Origin of the sequence: Mastigocoleus testarum BC008 (genome assembly GCF_001456025.1) — a bacterium.
Lineage (GTDB): Bacteria > Cyanobacteriota > Cyanobacteriia > Cyanobacteriales > Nostocaceae > Mastigocoleus > Mastigocoleus testarum.
Genome location: NZ_LMTZ01000092.1, coordinates 37,118 through 56,385 on the forward strand (window position 1 = coordinate 37,118; position 19,268 = coordinate 56,385).

The 19,268-nt window shown below is 37.2% G+C and carries 18 protein-coding genes; 14 read left to right on the plus strand and 4 right to left on the minus strand.

Annotation, left to right across the window (positions count from 1 at the left end; all coding sequences use genetic code 11):
- Positions 1-256: 256 nt before the first annotated feature.
- The 6 genes from BC008_RS18345 (at position 257) to BC008_RS18370 (ending at position 4,334) form a co-directional block, all read left to right on the plus strand.
- Complete coding sequence (locus BC008_RS18345; protein WP_153009612.1) at positions 257-589, plus strand: hypothetical protein; 333 nt, start codon at positions 257-259, stop codon at positions 587-589.
- Positions 590-710: 121 nt separating this feature from the next.
- Complete coding sequence (locus tag BC008_RS18350) at positions 711-1,001, plus strand: hypothetical protein (RefSeq protein ID WP_036267299.1); 291 nt, start codon at positions 711-713, stop codon at positions 999-1,001.
- Positions 1,002-1,003: 2 nt separating this feature from the next.
- Positions 1,004-1,315 (plus strand): hypothetical protein, encoded by a 312-nt coding sequence (locus BC008_RS18355; RefSeq protein WP_027845394.1) that lies wholly within the window; start codon positions 1,004-1,006, stop codon positions 1,313-1,315.
- A gap of 1,072 nt (positions 1,316-2,387) precedes the next feature.
- Entirely contained in the window at positions 2,388-2,723 is a 336-nt protein-coding gene (locus BC008_RS18360; protein WP_027846752.1) for a hypothetical protein, read from the plus strand.
- Between the two features lie 20 nt (positions 2,724-2,743).
- Positions 2,744-3,745, plus strand: a complete 1,002-nt coding sequence (locus tag BC008_RS18365; RefSeq protein ID WP_027846753.1) for an LLM class flavin-dependent oxidoreductase — start codon at positions 2,744-2,746, stop codon at positions 3,743-3,745.
- 220 nt (positions 3,746-3,965) lie between these two features.
- The gene (locus BC008_RS18370; RefSeq protein WP_027846754.1) at positions 3,966-4,334 is read left to right on the plus strand and encodes a hypothetical protein; all 369 of its coding nucleotides are present in this window, start codon (positions 3,966-3,968) and stop codon (positions 4,332-4,334) included.
- A 651-nt stretch (positions 4,335-4,985) separates the two neighbouring features.
- Here the strand turns inward: BC008_RS18370 and BC008_RS18375 are convergent.
- From BC008_RS18375 to BC008_RS18380, 3 genes are all read right to left on the minus strand, one after another.
- Positions 4,986-5,201 carry a hypothetical protein gene (locus BC008_RS18375; RefSeq protein WP_058183729.1) on the minus strand — a complete coding sequence of 72 codons (216 nt, stop codon included), beginning with the start codon at positions 5,199-5,201 and terminating at the stop codon, positions 4,986-4,988.
- 160 nt (positions 5,202-5,361) lie between these two features.
- A complete protein-coding gene (locus BC008_RS49555; RefSeq protein WP_161938127.1) occupies positions 5,362-5,532 on the minus strand; it encodes a hypothetical protein in 171 nt (56 codons plus the stop codon).
- On the minus strand, positions 5,525-6,622 hold the full coding sequence (locus tag BC008_RS18380) for a RuBisCO accumulation factor 1 (RefSeq protein ID WP_027846778.1): 1,098 nt from the start codon (positions 6,620-6,622) through the stop codon (positions 5,525-5,527). Before BC008_RS18380 ends, BC008_RS49555 begins: the two co-directional genes overlap by 8 nt.
- A 327-nt stretch (positions 6,623-6,949) precedes the next feature.
- Here BC008_RS18380 and BC008_RS18385 point away from each other — a divergent pair, with 327 nt between their 5' ends.
- The 8 genes from BC008_RS18385 to BC008_RS18420 all read left to right on the plus strand — a co-directional run bounded on the left by BC008_RS18385 (position 6,950) and on the right by BC008_RS18420 (position 18,187).
- The gene (locus BC008_RS18385) at positions 6,950-7,894 is read left to right on the plus strand and encodes a response regulator (RefSeq protein ID WP_027846779.1); all 945 of its coding nucleotides are present in this window, start codon (positions 6,950-6,952) and stop codon (positions 7,892-7,894) included.
- Between the two features lie 41 nt (positions 7,895-7,935).
- The gene (ubiE, locus tag BC008_RS18390) at positions 7,936-8,625 is read left to right on the plus strand and encodes a bifunctional demethylmenaquinone methyltransferase/2-methoxy-6-polyprenyl-1,4-benzoquinol methylase UbiE (protein WP_027846780.1); all 690 of its coding nucleotides are present in this window, start codon (positions 7,936-7,938) and stop codon (positions 8,623-8,625) included.
- A gap of 520 nt (positions 8,626-9,145) precedes the next feature.
- Positions 9,146-10,381 (plus strand): DUF445 domain-containing protein, encoded by a 1,236-nt coding sequence (locus BC008_RS18395; RefSeq protein WP_027842937.1) that lies wholly within the window; start codon positions 9,146-9,148, stop codon positions 10,379-10,381.
- The gene (locus BC008_RS18400) at positions 10,382-10,702 is read left to right on the plus strand and encodes a hypothetical protein (RefSeq protein WP_153009611.1); all 321 of its coding nucleotides are present in this window, start codon (positions 10,382-10,384) and stop codon (positions 10,700-10,702) included. It abuts the gene before it with no gap.
- Positions 10,703-11,240: 538 nt separating this feature from the next.
- On the plus strand, positions 11,241-11,639 hold the full coding sequence (locus BC008_RS18405; RefSeq protein WP_027842938.1) for a ubiquinol-cytochrome c reductase iron-sulfur subunit N-terminal domain-containing protein: 399 nt from the start codon (positions 11,241-11,243) through the stop codon (positions 11,637-11,639).
- Between the two features lie 786 nt (positions 11,640-12,425).
- Positions 12,426-12,695, plus strand: a complete 270-nt coding sequence (locus BC008_RS18410) for a hypothetical protein (protein ID WP_027842939.1) — start codon at positions 12,426-12,428, stop codon at positions 12,693-12,695.
- A 344-nt stretch (positions 12,696-13,039) separates the two neighbouring features.
- Complete coding sequence (locus tag BC008_RS18415; protein WP_036265242.1) at positions 13,040-15,301, plus strand: two-partner secretion domain-containing protein; 2,262 nt, start codon at positions 13,040-13,042, stop codon at positions 15,299-15,301.
- A gap of 105 nt (positions 15,302-15,406) precedes the next feature.
- The gene (locus BC008_RS18420; RefSeq protein WP_027842940.1) at positions 15,407-18,187 is read left to right on the plus strand and encodes a CHAT domain-containing protein; all 2,781 of its coding nucleotides are present in this window, start codon (positions 15,407-15,409) and stop codon (positions 18,185-18,187) included.
- Positions 18,188-18,316: 129 nt separating this feature from the next.
- On the opposite strand, the gene BC008_RS18425 is transcribed toward BC008_RS18420, so the two are convergent.
- Positions 18,317-19,168, minus strand: coding sequence for a DUF928 domain-containing protein (locus tag BC008_RS18425; RefSeq protein ID WP_058183727.1), 852 nt, complete (start codon positions 19,166-19,168; stop codon positions 18,317-18,319).
- Positions 19,169-19,268: the final 100 nt, after the last annotated feature.

The following is a 19,268-nucleotide window of genomic DNA, read 5'->3' on the forward strand; positions in this document are numbered from 1 at the left end:
CCTTACAGGCATGGTTTAAAGCTTATTTATATCTAAGAAGTCATATATGTTATTGACTAACATACCATTTTTTTTAAAAATATAATTATTGTATATTGAATAGCAAGTATGGGCAGCAAGAAGCAGTATTTTAATTTAATTAATTCTTGTTGTATTCGTATATTTCCAGAGATTATATTTCAAGGGAAAATATTACTCATAATATTACTCGCTACTATCAAACCTATGAGTAAAAATACTTTGGGGTAAGCTCATAATGAAATGTAATATTTTACAACCTATCAAGGTTGCATTTATCAGTTTTGTGGTATGTATGCCAGGATTGTTAGTATTTTCTGTAGTTTGGCAACAACATCTCAAACTTATTGCGAGTAATAGTTTACTTTGCAGTAATACTAATCTTCTAGAAAAGGTATTCATGTGCTCGCAATATGCTCAATTTATTAATATTTTAGGATTAGTATTTGGATTTTCCCTACTTTTTTTAGGGGTATTAGTATTTTTAGTTGATGGATATTTAGAATACCGCGCAACTGAACGACAGAAAATAATTGAAAAATTAGAGAGAATTTACCACAGTCATTATTAAGTTACTAATGTACATTTTCAAAAATGTAGAAATAGGATAATCAGTCATAATCACGATTATTTATCTGGTCAATTACTTCATGTAAATTTTGACCCGATAGTACTATAATCTCCCAAAAAAAATGACACAAGAAAATCCCAATCTACAGATACCAGCAGAACGTCAGAACGAATATTTTCAATTAATCGATAAATTACTTAAGGCTCCTAATGGTGAAGAACCAGAAGTCTTGCAAGCTAATTCAGGATTAATTGATGCTGATTTTATTCGTACAGCCCTAAGAGTTGCAACAATATTTGCTCATGAGGGTAACCAAGAAGGAGCAAAATTCTTAATTCATGTTGCTCGCGAACTCTCCAAAGAACTGGGGTTATATCCCGATATTTCTGAAGGTTCTAAAAAAGGTAATTAGTAATGCTATTAAATTCAACTGACGCAGCGAAAATAGCATTAGAGTTTCTGATGTCTGAGTGGAGTATCCCAGAAAAATATCAGGGATGGTTTACCATATTTAGTTCTCGTCTTTTGGGTGTTAGTTGGTATGTTGTCGAGCTTGGAATAGAAGGTTTGCCAGACAGATGGCACTTGCAAGTATATGATAATGGAGAATGTGACCCAAGCTATACATTTAATTCTCCTATACCTGTCACGGAAAATAATACAGACCTTGAAAGCTTACCTGAATTAATTGCGCAAATGTTAGCAGCAGAACGCAATATGCGATAGTTTACAGTGGCTTGAAATTAGGTAAGATATCAAATTTTTCAGTTTGGGAAATAGAGAACAGGGAACAGGGAATAGACAAGAAAATGAAGTATACTTCAGTTCTTCGATGCATAATGATATTTGGAGCTTTAATAAGTACTTCATGTTTATTGTGAATAAGCCTTGTACCTGAATTTCTCTACACAGCTTTTTTTAGTTACTTTATATTTATATCGGAATAATTAAAGAAATATTTGTGATATTTCTCGTCACTGCTATGAAGGTAAGAATAATAAAATTAGGACTTACGCATCGTACAAATTTACTACTCTAAATGAACGAAAATACGTTGTTTCAGACTATTGTCAATAATTCCATAATTAAAGTAATTGCATAAAAGGTATCGGAAAATTGATGTTTAATACCTCAAATACATACCTCATATTTTCCTCATTCTGTCAATGCGTAAGTCCTAAAAATTATAAAAATTATAGATATATTAATTTTGGGTAGGTGCATTGATAGAGGTGACCTAATTCCCGGAAGAATAACTAACCCCCTCCTAGCCTAACTAACGCCCTTCTAGCCTCCCTAAGAATAACTAACCCCCTCCTAACCTCCCCCGAGGGAGGAATTTTATACAATTTTAAAATTTATAAAAGTTATTTTTATATTTCTAAAAAATTGCTTTTATTTCTGAATAAACTTATTGAATAAACTTATTGAATAAATCTAGGATCTTTCAAACTATGTGTTTATTTTATCTCAAGCTGTAAAGCCTTAAATATAACTTTTATTTTGTAGAATACTCTTTATATAGGCTTGCTGACAAAGTGTAAAAAATATCAATACAAAATTATATTATTCCCATTAAACTATGACCATTATCCATCAAAATATAAAACATAAAATAAGAATAAATAATAGGATATATTAGTTTTTATTGTGAGCGAATAATTAAATATTGAGAAGCAACTATTTAATAAAAAATTTAGAAAAAAATAAGCATAAAAACATATTTAATTGTAGATAATTCAAGATAATAATATGCTATATTAATATTGTGATAGGCGCTACATAAAGATGTTTTGTAATGATTAAAGAAGACATCCTAGCCAAAGAATTCACAAGGCTTGTCGATCTGTATTATCCAAAAATTGGTAAGTTACTAGATGGCTGCTATGTGAAAGTAATAACTAGTTATTGGGGCAGACCAAAAAAACGTCTGCGATATATAGGGATTTATTGTTGTGAGGAAATGTTGCCCTATATAGAAACAAAAAAGAATATTTTCAGAGAAATCGCAGAAAATATGGGATTAGCTCAGGTAGTTTTTTTAAATTCTTCCCGCCTCTTGCGAGATCCAATGTCAAAATTAAAACATGCAGATCCGCGTTTGTGGTTCGATTTGCATTTGCTTGAAGTCTAAAAAAACGGCGATCGCAAATAATGAAAACCGGAATTTTCTGTAACTACGAAAATTATCATCAGGATACCCGTCGTGCCATAGAGGAGCAGGTGTCGCTGGTAAAATATGCCCAAACTCTAGATTTTGAAGAAGCTTGGGTTGCAGAACGTCATTTCAATGACTTTAATCTCAGTCCTTCGATTTTGGTGCTATTGGCTCATTTGGCGGGGATGACATCGACTATCCGGTTAGGCTCAGCAGCAGTGTTGCTAGCGTTTCATAACCCTATTCGTGTCGCCGAAGATCTCGCTACCCTTGATAATTTATCTCAAGGAAGATTAGCCCTCGGTATTGCTAAAGGTGGACCTTTCCCTGAGCAGTATAAACATTTTGCCACGGATATGAGTGAATCTCGTACCAAAGCATTAGAAGCAATGGCGTTGGTTCATAAACTTTTATATGAAACTGAAGTAACCTTTAATGGGCAATATTATCAATGCGATCGAGTAACGGTTCATCCAAAACCCGTACAAAAACCAATTCCGACCTATATAGCTAGCGGAGACGATCGAGCAATTACTTTTGCTGCAAAGTATTCTTTTGGTTTGATGGGGGGACCTCCATTTGCATTGGAGAGATTAAAGCAAACCATCGCCAAGTATCGCAGTATTAATTCTAATGGTGTGGAACAATTCATCTTGGCGCGTTTCTTCTTTGTAGCTGAGACTCAAGAGGAAGCATTAACTCAGGCTTTACCTTTTATTCGCTCCTTCAGCAAAAAAATGCAAGCTAATGCTGCTGTAATGCAGCCAAACAACAGGAATCAATCCAAGTTATTCAACCGCAACAATATTTGTTACGACGAGGACTATTTACTTAGTAATTCAATTATTGGTGATGTCTCTCACTGTCGCGACCAAATTAAGAAGCTTAAAGATCAACTGGATCTAGAGACTTTACTGCTTAAACCTTGTTCTGTTAGTTTGCAAAAAAACCTTGAAAGCCTCCAACGCTATAACCAACAGGTACGGACTTATATTTGATTGGGGATTGGGGACTGGGGACTGGGGACTGGGGACTGGAGACTGGGAAAATGATATCTCGTCCAATCCCTATATGACGGTATAGACACAGAGGTGTCTGTGCTTACGTTACGCCCTGCACCTTGCTAACGCTTTGCTAACGCGTCACGCTATGCTAACGCCAATCCCTAATCCCCAATACCTAATCCCTAGTCCTTAACTCTACCAAGGGGTTATTAAGATGGAAAAATCTTTCCTTTCTCCGGACGATCTACCACCAGAGAGTAAGTCTCTCAACGACCAACTATTGCGTCGAGAATTGGAAGAATTCACTTCCAAACTTTTCTTGCAAGCTTGCGATCGCATTACACGAGTTTTACTATCTCATTGTCGTTGGCGAATTGCAATTAAACTATTACCTCTGACTTTGATAATTCACTGTCCAGACATGGAAACTTACTGGTACATACTCAACGATATCCCACAGTTGGGTAATCGTCTTGAAAGATTTACCAATAAGGCTAAAATCCGAGTTTATCCTCCACAAGGTCAAGGAGCACCATTTGAAATCAAAGTGGATGACATTCCACTTTATGGAGATTGGCTTTAGTACCCCTGTGCGGAAATCATTAGCGGAAGCGTGTCTGTAGGATATAAGTCATTAGCATAGAGTGTCCACTGGACATAAGTCAAAATTCAAAAATACTGTTTTTTCTAGTTTTGACCTTTTATAAACAGGTGCTTTATCTCCTCTCCGCCGCGATGTACTAGTTAATTTCTAAGTATTGTTGAGCGTGAGGAGTTTCTAGAGTAACGAGTAAAGAGTAAGAAGTTGGGTGATACGCTGATGGGTTCAGACTTTGATGTGCAGAGCTTATTCATTACTGTGCGCTGTGTACACTTACGTGTCCCGCTAGACCGCGCCGCGAGCGACGAATGCTAACACGCCCTGCTTATGCTGGCATTACTCGTTATCTCAGTTGAGTAGATGTACCTAATGTTACATCCCATATGTCTCAGGAGAGATTTGCTTAGAATCGCTTTAATTTATTATAGGTGTGAGTGTCGTTTTGCAAAGCTTTAATTTTAAAGGCTTTAGGTTTAAGGTTTGTTATTTCCAAGGTTTCAAAGTTCAGGGTTTTAAGTTTCAAGGTTTTAAGTTTCAGGGTTCTAAATTTCAGGATTCTAAATTTCAGGGTTCTAAATGTTAAAGTTCTAAACTGTTAGGTTTTATATCTCAAGGTTTTAATCTAAAAGATTTTCATTTCTGGGGTTTTAAGCCTAAGGGTTCCAACTCCTGACTTCTAACTCCTGACTTCTGACTCCTGACTCCTGACTCCTGACTCCTGACTTCTAACTCCTGACTTCTGACTTCTAACTCCTCACTCCTGCATAAGGCTTTTGTGAGAGAATTTTGAGAAAAAAAAACCCAGTCTGGTGGGACTGGGAAGATGTCTTTGCTGTCCAGGGTTTCCATTCTATTTTAGTTATTTAATTATGCTGTTTGTAGTAGTTTATCTTACATAAATTACGTAGTTATATTAAAGTAAAGCTATATTTATTTAAACTATTCTTGAAGAAAACATTTTTATGTTTCAAAGTGTGTAGATAATGTTGTTTGAAATACTTATTTATGATTAATGGGCAATTGGTAATGGGTAATTGGTAATGGGTAATGGGTAATGAGTAATGAGTAATGAGTAAGAATGAGTAATTTTCTCTTCCCCATCCTCCCACACTCCCCACACTCCCCACACTTTCCACACTTTCCCCAACTCCCCAATTCCCAATTTCCGACCGCTACTCATCTATTTGCCAAGCATCTTTGGTAATTTCTTCATCTAAAATTCTCTTAGGACGGATAATCACAACTATACGCCCAAGTATCGATACTTCTGGCTGTGTTTCAAACCACTGAAAATCAATTTGTGAATTCTCCTCTGTAGAATTTTCTACAGCAAAATAACTATTAGCATCCCATTCTGTTTGGGCGCGATCGATTACTACTAATACTGATTCGGGAGAAGTTTGAGTATCAGTTGGGAGTATATCGCTATTACAAATAATAACTACTGGATCTTGAGAATTTAATATAACTTGCCAACCTGGTAAAGCTACCCAAGTTTGTTCACCACTAGATTTAACTATCCCAAAAACACCTTCCTCTTTAAATGAGGGAACTGCTTGTAATTCTGAAGGGGATAAAGGTAGTTCCCCAGCAACAGCAACTAACCGGGGTAAGTCAGATTCCGACTCCGGACGATACAAAGGTAAATGGGGAGCCGGTTTCTTTGGAACAACGGTAAAATCAGTTAATAATTGTTCTACTTGTTTTCTTGCACTATCTGAAGCTGCAAATTTTAAACCTTTAGCAATCAAACGTGAACGTTCTTGTAAATCTGATTTCTGACGAGCTAATTTCCAACATTGATAAGCAACTGCATCCCCTGGATGTTGGGAAAAACCAGCCGGTAATTTTGGTAAACGAGAAAAATCTTTGATTGCTCTAGCAATTTCCCGTGCTGAATCCATATCGAGCTGGTGATGATGGGTTAATTCAGCCGCTGTTGCTCGCTCTTCTTGGGTAAGCATACGTAATTCATACAATACATCGCTTCCCCTTTCCCAATAGTGCGATTGTACTGCTTCTGATGCGTTCGCTTTTACTATAGAATGATAGACCTGTGCGCCAACAATCACTTGGTTTTGTTGAATTGGTTCAAAACCGGTTGCCTCAAAAATTATTTGGGGACTATAACCTGATTTTTGTAACTTGGCGATTTCTTTGCCCCATTCTACCCAGTTACCTTGTTTTTGCCGCAGTTTTTGCAGCAGTTGTTGAGATTCTGCTTCAGTTAAATTCTCTGAATCTTGGGGATTAGGCGGTAGATTTGTCATAGAACCAATTTACAAGTTTCTTCCAATTTACAAGTTGTTTGGTTTTACTAAAGCTTTGCTGTTTTACGATTACCTGTGAGGCTCAAAGCTTGTAGGACTCAAATGTGTAATCCACATCATTTTCTACTACCGGGTACATTGCAAATATTAAATTTTAATTAAGTAGTGACTAATGACATGCTTATAAAATCGGTTATAAAATATGTAACCAATATCTATAAATAATATGCTGTTATCCGCAGATTCCACTAATATCAATGTAAATCATTACTTTATACTAGTATGGAATATCACAGTAACAGCATAGATAAATAAAGATTTATCTTTATGGATAATTCCCCCCAACTCGATCAAATTAGTCGTCAATTAATGACTTCACCACGACGAAAAAAACAAAAAATACTTGTAGTAGATGATGAGCCGGACAATCTCGATCTACTTTACCGAACTTTTAGACGTGATTTTCAGGTCTTAAAGGCTGATAGTGGTATCAGCGCTTTGGATGTTTTAGCGACAGAAGGAGAGGTTGCTGTTATTATCTCTGACCAAAGAATGCCAGAGATGAAGGGAACTGAATTTTTGAGTAAAACATTACCCCAGTTTCCTGATACTGTCCGGATTATTCTCACTGGTTTTACTGATATTGAAGACTTAGTTGATGCTATTAATGCCGGTCAAGTTTATAAGTATATCACTAAGCCTTGGGATCCGGACGAACTCAAAGCGGTGGTGCAACGTGCTGCGGAAACTTACGATCTACTCAAACAAAGAACGGAAGAATTACGACGTGCAAATGCTCAAATCGGTTTGCTAAAAAGTTTGGTGGAAATTACCAAATCTGCACCTAATGTAGATACAACCCTCGATCCCATTGTCCAGGCTTGCGGAAGAAATTTTGCTGCTGATGGTTGTATTTTGCAACTTGTAGAAGATGGTAAGCTCCTCTCCACTCAAGCTATCTACTCCCAATTAGGAACTTTAAAAAACTGGCTTGATGCCGATCCCTTGGCTGCAGAAGCGATCGCAACTGGAACAATCCAAGTTTGCTCGAATATCGCCAAGGATGAAAAACTCAATCAAGTAGAGCATTATGCTACAACTGGTATCCAAGCTCATTTAATTGTTCCAATTATTCATAAAACCCAAGTTTTAGGCGTTCTTTCCCTGCAGTGGAAAAAGCCCTCCACTTTACCAGACGAGGAACTCAAAATAATCCATATATCAGCCCAACTATTAGCGATTGTTTTCGGTTGTGCTCACGATCGTAAATAATGTAGACGCAAGTAAATCGCGTCTTTCACAGGTTTTATCGCATGTACGATCAAGTTCACTCTATTTTTGACCGCATTGCTCCTGTTTACGACCAACTCAACGATTGGTTGAGTTTGGGACAACATCGGATCTGGAAGGAAATGACGGTTAAATGGAGTCGCGCTAGTTGGGGAAATACTTGTTTAGATTTGTGTTGTGGTAGCGGTGATTTAGCTTTTCGTCTGGCGCGCCGGGTGGGAAAATCGGGAAAGGTCTATGCTGTTGATTTTTCTGCGCAGTTGCTAGGAATTGCTAAACAACGTTACCAATCTCAGTATCCTCAGCCTTCAATTGCTTGGATCGAGGCTGATGTCCTTGATTTACCTTTTGAAGATAATCAATTTGATGCTGCGACCATGGGTTATGGTTTAAGAAATGTAAAGGATATTAGTCTTTGTTTAAAAGAAATTTATCGGGTACTCAAACCGGGTGCGACTGCGGCTATTTTGGATTTTCATCGTCCCGAGAGTCCTTTAATGAGAAGTTTTCAGGAATGGTATCTCAATAATATTGTGGTAAATGTTGCCACAAATATGAATTTAAAGGAAGAATACGCTTATATTAGTCCGAGTTTGGATCGCTTTCCCATTGGGTCGGAGCAGGTAAATTTATCTCTTCAAGTTGGCTTTGAGCAAGCTGTCCACTACCCGATCGCAAATGATTTTATGGGGGTTTTGGTGGTGAGGAAGTGAGTAATGAGTAATGAGTAATGAGTAATGAGTAAGGAGTAGCGATCGCGTAACTTACCTTATCTTTAACCTGTAATAAATTATTTTTTGTAATACCAACTTAGAAAAATAATGCGACAAATAAATTTTTTTACAGACGTTCGATTGAACTTCTCTACCGAGGAATGTGTTGCAATCATTTATTGAATTGGTATAAGTCACTTACTCTCGATTGCTTGCACTATTCTCAACAGACCCAATAAACCACCTAGGAATAAATTCCCAGTCTCATAGATAAGTCTGATAAATCAGACTGGGAAAGAGTTATATTTTGTGGACACGGTATGCTGAGAGTGCGTTTTAACACACGCCGGATTACAGCAAGTTATCAGTTACTTTTTACTTTTTACTTTTTACTTTTTAATTTTTACTTCTTACTCCTTACTCTGTTACAGCGATACGTCAGAACTTTTCCTAAAATAGTGTATGTTCCTGTGCTTTTTTTTTGAGCGCATCTTACGTTTCTAAAAGATCCTGACATATTGTGGATTGGTCTAACATCTGGCTCTATATAACTCCCCCGGTTGCTGGGGGGATTATTGGTTATTTCACTAACGATTTAGCCATAAAAATGCTGTTTCGCCCTTACCGAGCGATTTATATCGGTGGTCGAAGGGTTCCCTTTACTCCCGGTTTAATTCCCCGCAATCAAGAACGGTTGGCGAAAAATATTTCCAACACGATCATGAATTCCCTGCTGACTCCGGATGAAATTCAAAATCTGGCGCGGCGATTATTACAAACGGAACGGGTACAAGCTGCTATTCTTTGGTTGTTAAGAATGGCGCTGGATCAAGTTCAATTAGATAAGGAACAAAAAACAGCCAGAATTGTTGCGGGAATTTTACGGGATTTGTTGGGGGAGTCTGTACCGCGTCTGTTAAAGGTTTTGGCGCGACGTGAAGATTTTTTGGAAGCCCAAATTAACCAGATTTTTGACCAGGTTCTGTTAGAGTTTACCCTGAGTGAGGAACAAGCTGATCGCCTAGCTGATTGGTTGCTTCATGTTGTTTTACCTCCAAATACTATTAGGGTGGCGATCGTTGATTTTTTGACGGATCGCACGATTCAAACCATTGATGACAGCTTTCGGGAAAAAACCAGTGGTACTTATTGGGTAGTTGCAAATTTATTTGGTTTGCGTAATAGTTTGACTCGTTTGCGTACCTATTGTTTGGATGAGAAGGACGCTACAAATAATCGGATTGAGGAATTAGTAGCAGATCTAAAGGTGAAAGGACGTCTGAAGGAATTTTTACAAAATTTATCTTTACAAAATTTACCGGTAGGTACGGTTCGTCAATTACGGAAAACAACGCGCGATACTGTTCGTCAATACCTGCAAACCCGTGGTAGCGATGTTTTAAAGGGGTTTAGCGATTCTCTTAACTGGGAGCATATTGCAGTTTTGTTGGTGAAGCGTCTGAGTAATTCGGAGGTTGTTAATTCTTCTTTAGAAGTTGTCAGCAAAGAGTTAGCTTTAGTTTTAGAAAGATATTTAGAAAGAGATTTAGAAAAAATTGTGATCCAGACAATTCCGATTTTATCCATAGACCAAGTGATTATCGATCGCGTTAAATCAACTTCTCCTGCTGATTTAGAAAATGCGATCGAGGGAATTGTCAAAAATGAGTTGCAAGCAATTGTCACTTTGGGGGGAATTTTAGGTTTGGTGGTTGGATCGATGCAAACTGCTTTATTACTGTTTCGGAATTTTTGATTGGCGATCAGCGATAGCACTGCGTGCCGCCGCAAGCGGCATATGGGGATTGGCGATCGGCGATTAGGTAGTAGTGATAAAGATTTGTCATTGCGACCGGAACGCAGTGTAGGAAAGCAATCTCACAGATTTTGGTTTAGCACCCAGCAATTTGATAGTAATGGATGCGGATTAGTAACGGATGCAATGGATATCTATTTTTCCCTTATCTACAGGAATCAGGAATTAAGTGATAAAGATTTGTCATTGCGACCGGAACGCAGTGTAGGAAAGCAATCTCAGATATTTTGGTTTAGCACCCAGCAATTTGGTTGTAACTGATGGGATGATCCCAAATATTGAAAGATATATTTTGTCATTGCGACCGGAACGCAGTGTAGGGAAGCAATCTCACAGATTTTGGTTTAGCACCTACTAATAACTTGCACCAGTTTCAATAGTTTCAATAACCGCCTTGGAATAAATTCCCAGGCTAATAGACAAACTCTGCTAAAGCAGACTAGGTAAGGCTTACAGTGCAATACAGTTCAGTTAAGGTTTTTTAGTGATGATTTCGGGTCTGTAGAGACGTCGCATGCAACGTCTCTACAGGATTTATCTATTCATAAATCAAATATGATTGCTATATAAACATTAACTAGTTTGGCTTGAGGGTGAGAAAAGCTAGGATAAGCGTAAAAAAAATTGAGCCAAAATGTGATGTTAAGCAAACTCCCTTTGCATCCCTTTACAAAAAGAATAATTTTTTATCACAAAATAAATCTGGTGCCATGTTAACTTGAGGACATACAGCAAACAGAATGCTTAATTATTTTAACTTCTCAAGATTTGCTTTCTGTATCAAAAATTAAGGTGCATCATGGCAGAAAACAAGACACGGCGTGATTTTATTATTACTACCGCAGTCGCTACTGGTAGTGTTGCTGCAGCTATAGTCTTACAAAATGATACTTCTCATGCTGATACTCCCTCAGAAATAACAGCAGAGGTGGGAAGTATTATGGATGATGCAAAATTAGAGCAGTTCAAAGAAGAAATCCGACCAGTTATTGGCAAGATGCTGAATAACCCTGATTTAGCAACTGTTTTGAAAAAATATGATTTAGAAAATGGAGTAGTGGAAATCCCAGTAGCAGTTAGACTAGATAAAATTCAAGGTAGTGTAGCATCTGTTGGAAATAATACTTCAACACTAATAGGGGATTGTTGTATTTATCTTGATTCAAGGACTGGTGATCTTGAATGGCTACCCTGTTAGGCAAATAGTTATTTTACGTTCTCAAGGTCTACTTTTTATATCAACCAAAACCCATAAAACCTCACTCCCTTCCCATCACACTGACATGACGGGGTGAGTTTCGCATCTCTGTACACGAAAAATTCCTGCATATAAATATTTATTGAAATGATATTCCGCCAAATATCACTATATTAATTACTATTTCCCCCACACTGGCTTATTTTTTCTCTTAAACTAATATTTTCTATCACAGACGGATAATACTAAAAACAATAACTAAATCTAAACTTAGCTGATAATTTATAGTGACAATACACTAGTACTAAAATCCCTGTGAAAATGATTTTATCAAACTTTCATGACAGAATTTAAATCGTGCGATTTCAGTTATTTAGAAGTACCAAATGTAGTCTAGGACTCTTGTATATAAAAGCTAAGAGCAATACATTGAATATCGGGTTAACGGCTGGATGCATCTCGAGTAAAGTAAATTTGCTCGTGGTAGATAAATGTATGACTTATTGGTGCATAAGTTAATTATGGTCATACCTATTAATTATTGAAGAGACAAAAAACAATTGAAACCTATTTTTCATAGGTTATCTATTCAACTAATTCAAATAGTATTTGAAGTTGTAATTTGCTTTTACGCATATTTACATTGAGAAAGTATCCTACTTGTTAATAGTAGGTTTATTTTAAGTTGGATATTGTTTTATTTTTGCCTTTTTGCTATTAGCCAATTTTATATAAATTGGTGCGATTTTACGTTTACCAATCAAATCAACTCAAGGAGCAAATATTATGGATTCTACAGTTTTAGAAGAGTTCAAAAAAGAAATGCAACAGTTAATGGAAAAAGCCTTAAACCAACCTGAGTTTAATGAATGTTTTAAAAGATATGGACTATCTGACCAGGAAGTAGGTTTTCCGTTAGTACTTAACCTGGATAAAATAAGAGAAATAAATCAATCAGAACTAAAAGATAGTTTGCAGACAGTTATAGGTGAAGAACTTAAGTTATTTGGTTGTTGTTTAGTTAACGGGTGCATCAAGTGCAATCCATGGTTTTAGATAGTTTAATATATACACTCAAACGATCTAAATTATATCATTAAACACAGGTTTTTAATGGTATAAATCGAGTTTTGTTTTTTTAACACAATGGGCTTATGCAACGAAGGTTTTTCATTTCGACAGTAACGCATTGTAGGGAAGCAATCATGGCATCTCGTAAGATTCGTAGCTAACACTCGTAATGAAGGAAATACGTTCATTGTGCGTAAGTCCCAAGTTTATTGAAACCTCTGCCATTTAAGGATTTAAGCTCTTTTAAACTACTAATTTACTATGTTCAGTCTAGAAGAGCCTCATTGTTTTGCTAATTCTACTTTCCTTACGAGGGTATAATATTTGAGATGAATACTCTTTGGTTCTGGTTTAAAGGATTAGGGATCATAACAGTTGCTGCAATCACTTATTCTCCAAGTGATGCAATTGCACAAATTATCCCGGATACTAGTCTACCCAATAATTCTCGTGTGACACCACAAGGTAATAACAGAATTATTGAAGGTGGAACCATTTCTGGAAGTAATCTATTCCACAGTTTTGAAGAATTTTCTGTACTTACTGGTGTGACAGCAAGCTTTCAAAATGCTGCAAATATTCAAAATATTATTACTCGAGTAACAGGAAAGTCTATTTCTAATATTGATGGTATTATCCGTAATAATGGCACAGCTAACTTATTTTTAATAAATCCCAACGGTATTGTTTTTGGTCCTAATGCTTCTTTAAAGCTTGGTGGTTCATTTGTAGGAAGTACAGCCAGTAGTATTAAATTTGCTGATAATATAAATTTTAGCGCTACAGAACCTGAAATTAGACCTTTGCTAACAGTAAAAGTTCCCATTGGTTTACAATTTGGAGCTACAGCTGCGCCTATCCACCATCAATCCCAAGCTAGTCTTAATGGCGCAACTAATACTTTTGGTCAAGCCGCTGGCTTACAGGTACCAACAGGCAAAACTTTAGCGCTTATAGGAGGTGATATCGTCCTAGAGGGCGGAAACTTAACAGCATCAGAAGGAAGAATTGAACTAGGAGCGGTCGCTGGAAACAGTTTTGTAAACCTAAATCCGACAAACCAAGGTTGGGTTTTAGGGTATGGAACTGTGCAAGGTTATCATGATATCCGACTAATCCGGCGAAATCTTAATAATTCTTCGGTTGGTTCTATTGTGGATACCAGTGGCGAAGGTGGAGGTAATATTCAGGTAAAAGGTAATTTAGTGGAAATAGCTGGTCATGAAGTATTTTTAAGAAATATAACAATTGGTACCAAAGATAGTGGACACTTAAAAATTGAGGCTAATAAATTAATCCTTCGAAATGGCGCAGGAGCAAATGCTTCTACTCAAGGAGAAGGCGAAGCGGGAAATTTAACTGTGAATGCTTCCGAGTCTGTACAAATAATTGGTAGCTTTAAAACTTCAAGGGGTAGTATCAGTCCCAGTACACTGAGTACAGGAGCTTTTGGTTCTGGAAATGCAGGTAATATTACCATAAATACTGGTATTTTGCGTGTCCAAGAAGGCTCAGCAATCTTAGTAAACTCCAGCACAGCAACACCTGATTTTGTTACTCAAGGTATACAAGGTACAGGTAAAGGAGGAAACATAACTATAAACGCCTCAGAGTCTGTAGAGTTAATTGGAACCTCAAAATATAGTTCTTTTCCTAGCAGTTTGCTTACTTCAACTCGAGGTTCTGGAAATGCTGGAAACTTGATAATAGCAACAAAAAAATTGATTGTTAGAGATAGGGCTCAAATCAATTTGAACAGTCAAACACCAGATCCTGATAATGTTATTTTAGGCGATATCGAAGCTTTTGGGGAAGCAGGTTCCTTAATAGTCGACGCTGACTCTATACTTTTGGACAACGGAAAAATCAGCGCTAACACCATAGGAGGCGGAGGAAATATCACCCTCAATTCACTCCTTTCAATCCTACGTAATAACAGTAGCATTACCACCAACGCTTCTGGAATAAATATCCCTGGTGGTAACATCACAATTAATGCTAAGAATGGTTTTATCATTGGCAGTGGAAATAGCGATATCAGAGCCGACTCTCTAAATTTTCGTGGTGGTAATATCAGAATCTTCAACACCCAAGGTATATTTGGAATCGAACCCCGAGATGAGGAGAACTCAAATACCAGCGATATCACCGCAACAGGAGCAAATGAGCAGGAAAGTGGAAACATCACCATTGAAGACTCCGATGCAGAACCCGACCAAAATCTACTTAAAGTAAACGTCGATGTGGTTGATGCAAGCCAATTAATTAACCAGAATTTCTGTGCTCTCAGAGGTAAGAGTAATTTCACAATTACTGGAAAGGGCGGTTTACCACCTTCTCCTAACACCGTGTTAGATCGTCAAAACCTGTGGGAAGATTGGCGACTCAACCCAGTACCCAGGGAAACCTCGCAGCGTAAGGTTAAAGAAGAGAAAACAGAAAATAATATTATTGTTAGTGAAACCGTTAATAAACCCGTTAATAAAATAGTCCAAGCCCAGAGAGCGATAATCAACGAAGCGGGAGAAGTCGTGCTTGTTGCTGATGCAGGGACACCGCCAATTTTTGGGAGTTCGGGGTCTTGTAAATAATTCGTAATTCGTAGTGAGACGCGTCCTGACGGACGAACGTAGTTCGTAATTGATATGTGTTCAGCAGATAACTCATAATATGGTTCGTAGTTGCGCTTCAGCGCTATGGTTAGAACCTGGACTTTTAGATTAAAAGCTTTTCTGTTAGTTTTATTGGGATTATTTTTTAGTTTGGGTATCGACATGATACCTGCAAATTCCCAAATAACTTCTTCCTCCGAACATACAAACCTCGTACAACAAACAGAATTAACAGCAAACCCAGAACAATTACTGCAACAGGGAAAAAATTTCTATCAGTCAGGAAAATTTCCCCTCGCTGCAAAATTATTAACGCAAGCAGCAAATATCTATCAATCCCAAGGAGATATTTTAAATCAAGTTTTGGCGTTGAACTATCTTTCCTTAACCCAGCAAAAACAGGGAAATTCAACCCAAGCAACTGAGATTGTGAAAAATAGCTTTAACTTGCTCAATGGTTTAAAGCTTAATTCCGATCCCGCAAAAAAGATTAAATTAGCTTTGACTGCTTTGACTCTTAATACCCAAGGAAATCTGCAATTAAATCAGGGAAATGCAGAAGAAGCGATTGAATCTTGGAAACAAGCCGCTAAAATCTACGGTGAAGTTAATGATGAAGTCGGTAAGATTAGGAGCCAAATCAACGAAATAGCAGCATTACAAAGCTTAGGTTTTTATCGACGATCGCAAAAAATATTCGACCAAATCCAACAAAATTTACATAAAAAACAAAACAAACCTGAAATTCAAATTGCAGGTTTGCGTAGTTTAGGTGATGTTAAACGTGCAAATGGAGATTTAGAGGACTCCCAAGAACTATTAGAACAAAGTTTGGGAGTAGCTCGAAAATTAGGATCCCCCGAACAAGAAAGCGCAACTTTATTGAGTTTAGGTAATACAGAATTCTTTCTTGGAAGAAGGAGTCAGTTGAGAAATACTGTAAATGGAGATAACCCTTCGCCCTTTAATTGTGGCGGAATTACCAAAAAGCCTCAAACTAAAAACTCTAAAGCTATAAATTATTATCGAAAGTCAGCTAAGTCTTACCAAAAAAGTGCCAGTAAATCAACTTCAAAACTCAGCGAAGTACAGGCAAAATTAAATTATTTGAGGGCTTTACTAGAGCTACAGCAACAACCAAAAGCAGAAGAATTGCGATCGCTACAAACAGAAGTTGATAGTTTAAACCCCAGCCCAAGTGCAGTTTACGCTAAGGTGAATTTTGCCCAAAGCCTAGTATGTTTTGCAGAGCAAGAAAACCCCAACCAGGAAAATACTCAGCCAGATCTGGAAAATATTGCTCGATTGCTAACAAAAGCAATGAAACAAGCCAAGGAACTTGGAGATGCTCGTTCTATATCCTACGCTTTAGGGAATATCGCTCGAGTATATGAATACAATAAACAATGGGAAATTGCCCGTGAATATACAGAATCAGCCCTTAGTTTTGCTCAGAGTATCAATGCGTCAGATATTAAATATCAGTGGGAATGGCAATTAGGAAGGATACTTTTGAAGCAAGGAGATTCACAGGGAGCGATCAAAGCTTATACCCTAGCGATAGAATCCCTCCAATCCTTACGCAGCGATTTAATAGCCCTGAATCTGGATACTCAGTTTGATTTTCGGGATGAGGTAGAACCGGTATATCGACAGCTAGTAAGCTTACTTTTACAACCTTCTACATCTTCAAAAGATATTAGTTCGGTCAAAGAAATCAGTCAAAAAAACTTAAAGCAAGCCCGCGACGTCATTGAAGCATTGCAATTAGCTCAAATTGATAACTTTTTTCAGGATGCTTGTTCCATTGCTGAACCGAAAAGAATTGATCAAATCGTAGATAATGGGAAAATCCCCACAGCAGTCATCTACCCGATTATTTTGCCCGATCGCATCGAAATAATTGTTAAATTATCCCGTGTTAAAGAACTTCGCCATTACACAACCAACCAACCACAAACAGAGGTCGAATATACCCTGAATTTACTGCGTCAAAAATTACAACAACGCTATACCTTTCGCGATCGCGAGCAAATTTCCCAAGAAGTATACAACTGGTTAATCGAACCAATAGAAAAAGACTTACAAAAAAATCAGATTAAAAATTTAGTATTTGTCTTGGATGGTTTATTGCGTAATATCCCCATGGCGGCTTTGTATGATGGAGAACACTATCTCATAGAAAAATATAGCCTTGCTTTAGCCCCTGGTTTGCAATTGGTAGCACCTTCCCAGGAAAACAAAAAACTTCAAGCTTTAACCGGTGGAATTACAGAACCCCATCAAGGTTTTCGTGCTTTACCTCATGTCGCTAAAGAATTAGAGAAAATCCAATCTAAAATTCCCTCACAAAAACTTCTTAACGATTCATTTACCAATAAAAGCATCGAAAAACAGGTTACTTCTGTTTCCTATCCCATTTTTCATCTTGCAACCCATGGTAAATTCAGTTCCCAAGTTGAAGATACCTTTATTCTTACTTGGGATGGGAAAATTGATGCTAAAGAATTAAAAGAAGTGCTGCAAACTAGAGAGGAATCACAAGGAAAAAGATTTCGTAAACTTAATCCAATTGAACTGCTCGTCCTCAGTGCTTGTGAGACAGCAACGGGAGATAAACGAGCAGCTTTGGGGCTAGCGGGAATTGCAGTACGTTCGGGAGCACGTAGTACAGTTGCTTCCCTATGGCGAGTTGACGATGAATCGACCTCTATACTGATGGGAGAATTTTACCGGCAATTAGCCAAAAATCCAAACATCAGCAAAGCAGAAGCTTTAAGTGAAGCCCAAAAATTAGTTTTTCTAGAGCATAGGAAACACCCATATTTTTGGGCTCCATATGTTTTGGTAGGAAATTGGTTTTGACAGTTATCAGTTATCAGTTAACAGTTAACAGTTACCAGTTATCAGTTAACAGTTAACAGTTATCAGTTAACTGTTAACAGTTACCAATTAATCCTTACTCATTACTCATTACTTCTTACTTTTTACTTGTTACTTATTCCTAGTAATGTGTTTCGCATTGCTACAACAATCTTGAATTGGTTCATTAGCAATCTCATCTAAGTCAACAGATTGTAATAAATCTTTCCAATAATTCAATATTGGGGTATCCTGTGGTTTATTACGACGAAGTTTAGCTAAAATCGTGATCGCATCTTGCCAAATACCTTCTCGAGCATAAATTTTTGCTTTTTGCTGTGGTGTAGCACCTTCCAATTCTTGTTTTAAATCTGGTTGTAGGGAGATCCTTTTAACAAAACCCTCAATAGCTATATCCTCAGAAATACTTTGGGGATTGCAATCTACTAAAAAATACCAATGATAATACTTTCCGACTTCTAAAGGTTTTGCACTTTTGGAAAGCTCAATACCAATAGTCCCCGGTTTTTGAGGTACATCAACCCGAATTGGTTCTTTTATCATAGGATTATCATCTTCATCCAACAGCATGAACTTTAGAGAGTTGATTTGATTAGATGTATAAGGAACATAAAACCAAAAAGTTGGATATTCTAAAGTAGTTAATCCCAAAGCCGATTTTGAAGATGGATCTGCAATTTCTTTGGGAACTGGAACTGGTTTTTTACCGATCTGCATCAATGGTGCTAAAGCTGTAAAATCGAGTTTAGTTGCAGGACATTCTTCACTACGAGTCCCTGCTCCTTTGCGGTCTTTTGGTGCGCCTCTATTTGCTGGTTTTTTGTTTAAAGTTGGTTCAATAAAACGGATTTTGCTGCTATTTGATTGATTAGAATATGCTGGCGTTCGCGTGAGATTAATAATTGTCACAGCGAGCAAGCAAGGAAGCAGCATCTGTAAAAAAGAAAGTCTAGTTTTAGTCATTAGGGATTACACAATGCAATAAAGAAAGTGCAATAAAAAAGTACAATAAATTAATTGCAATAAAGAAAGTGCAACAAAAATTAATTGCAATAAAGAAAGT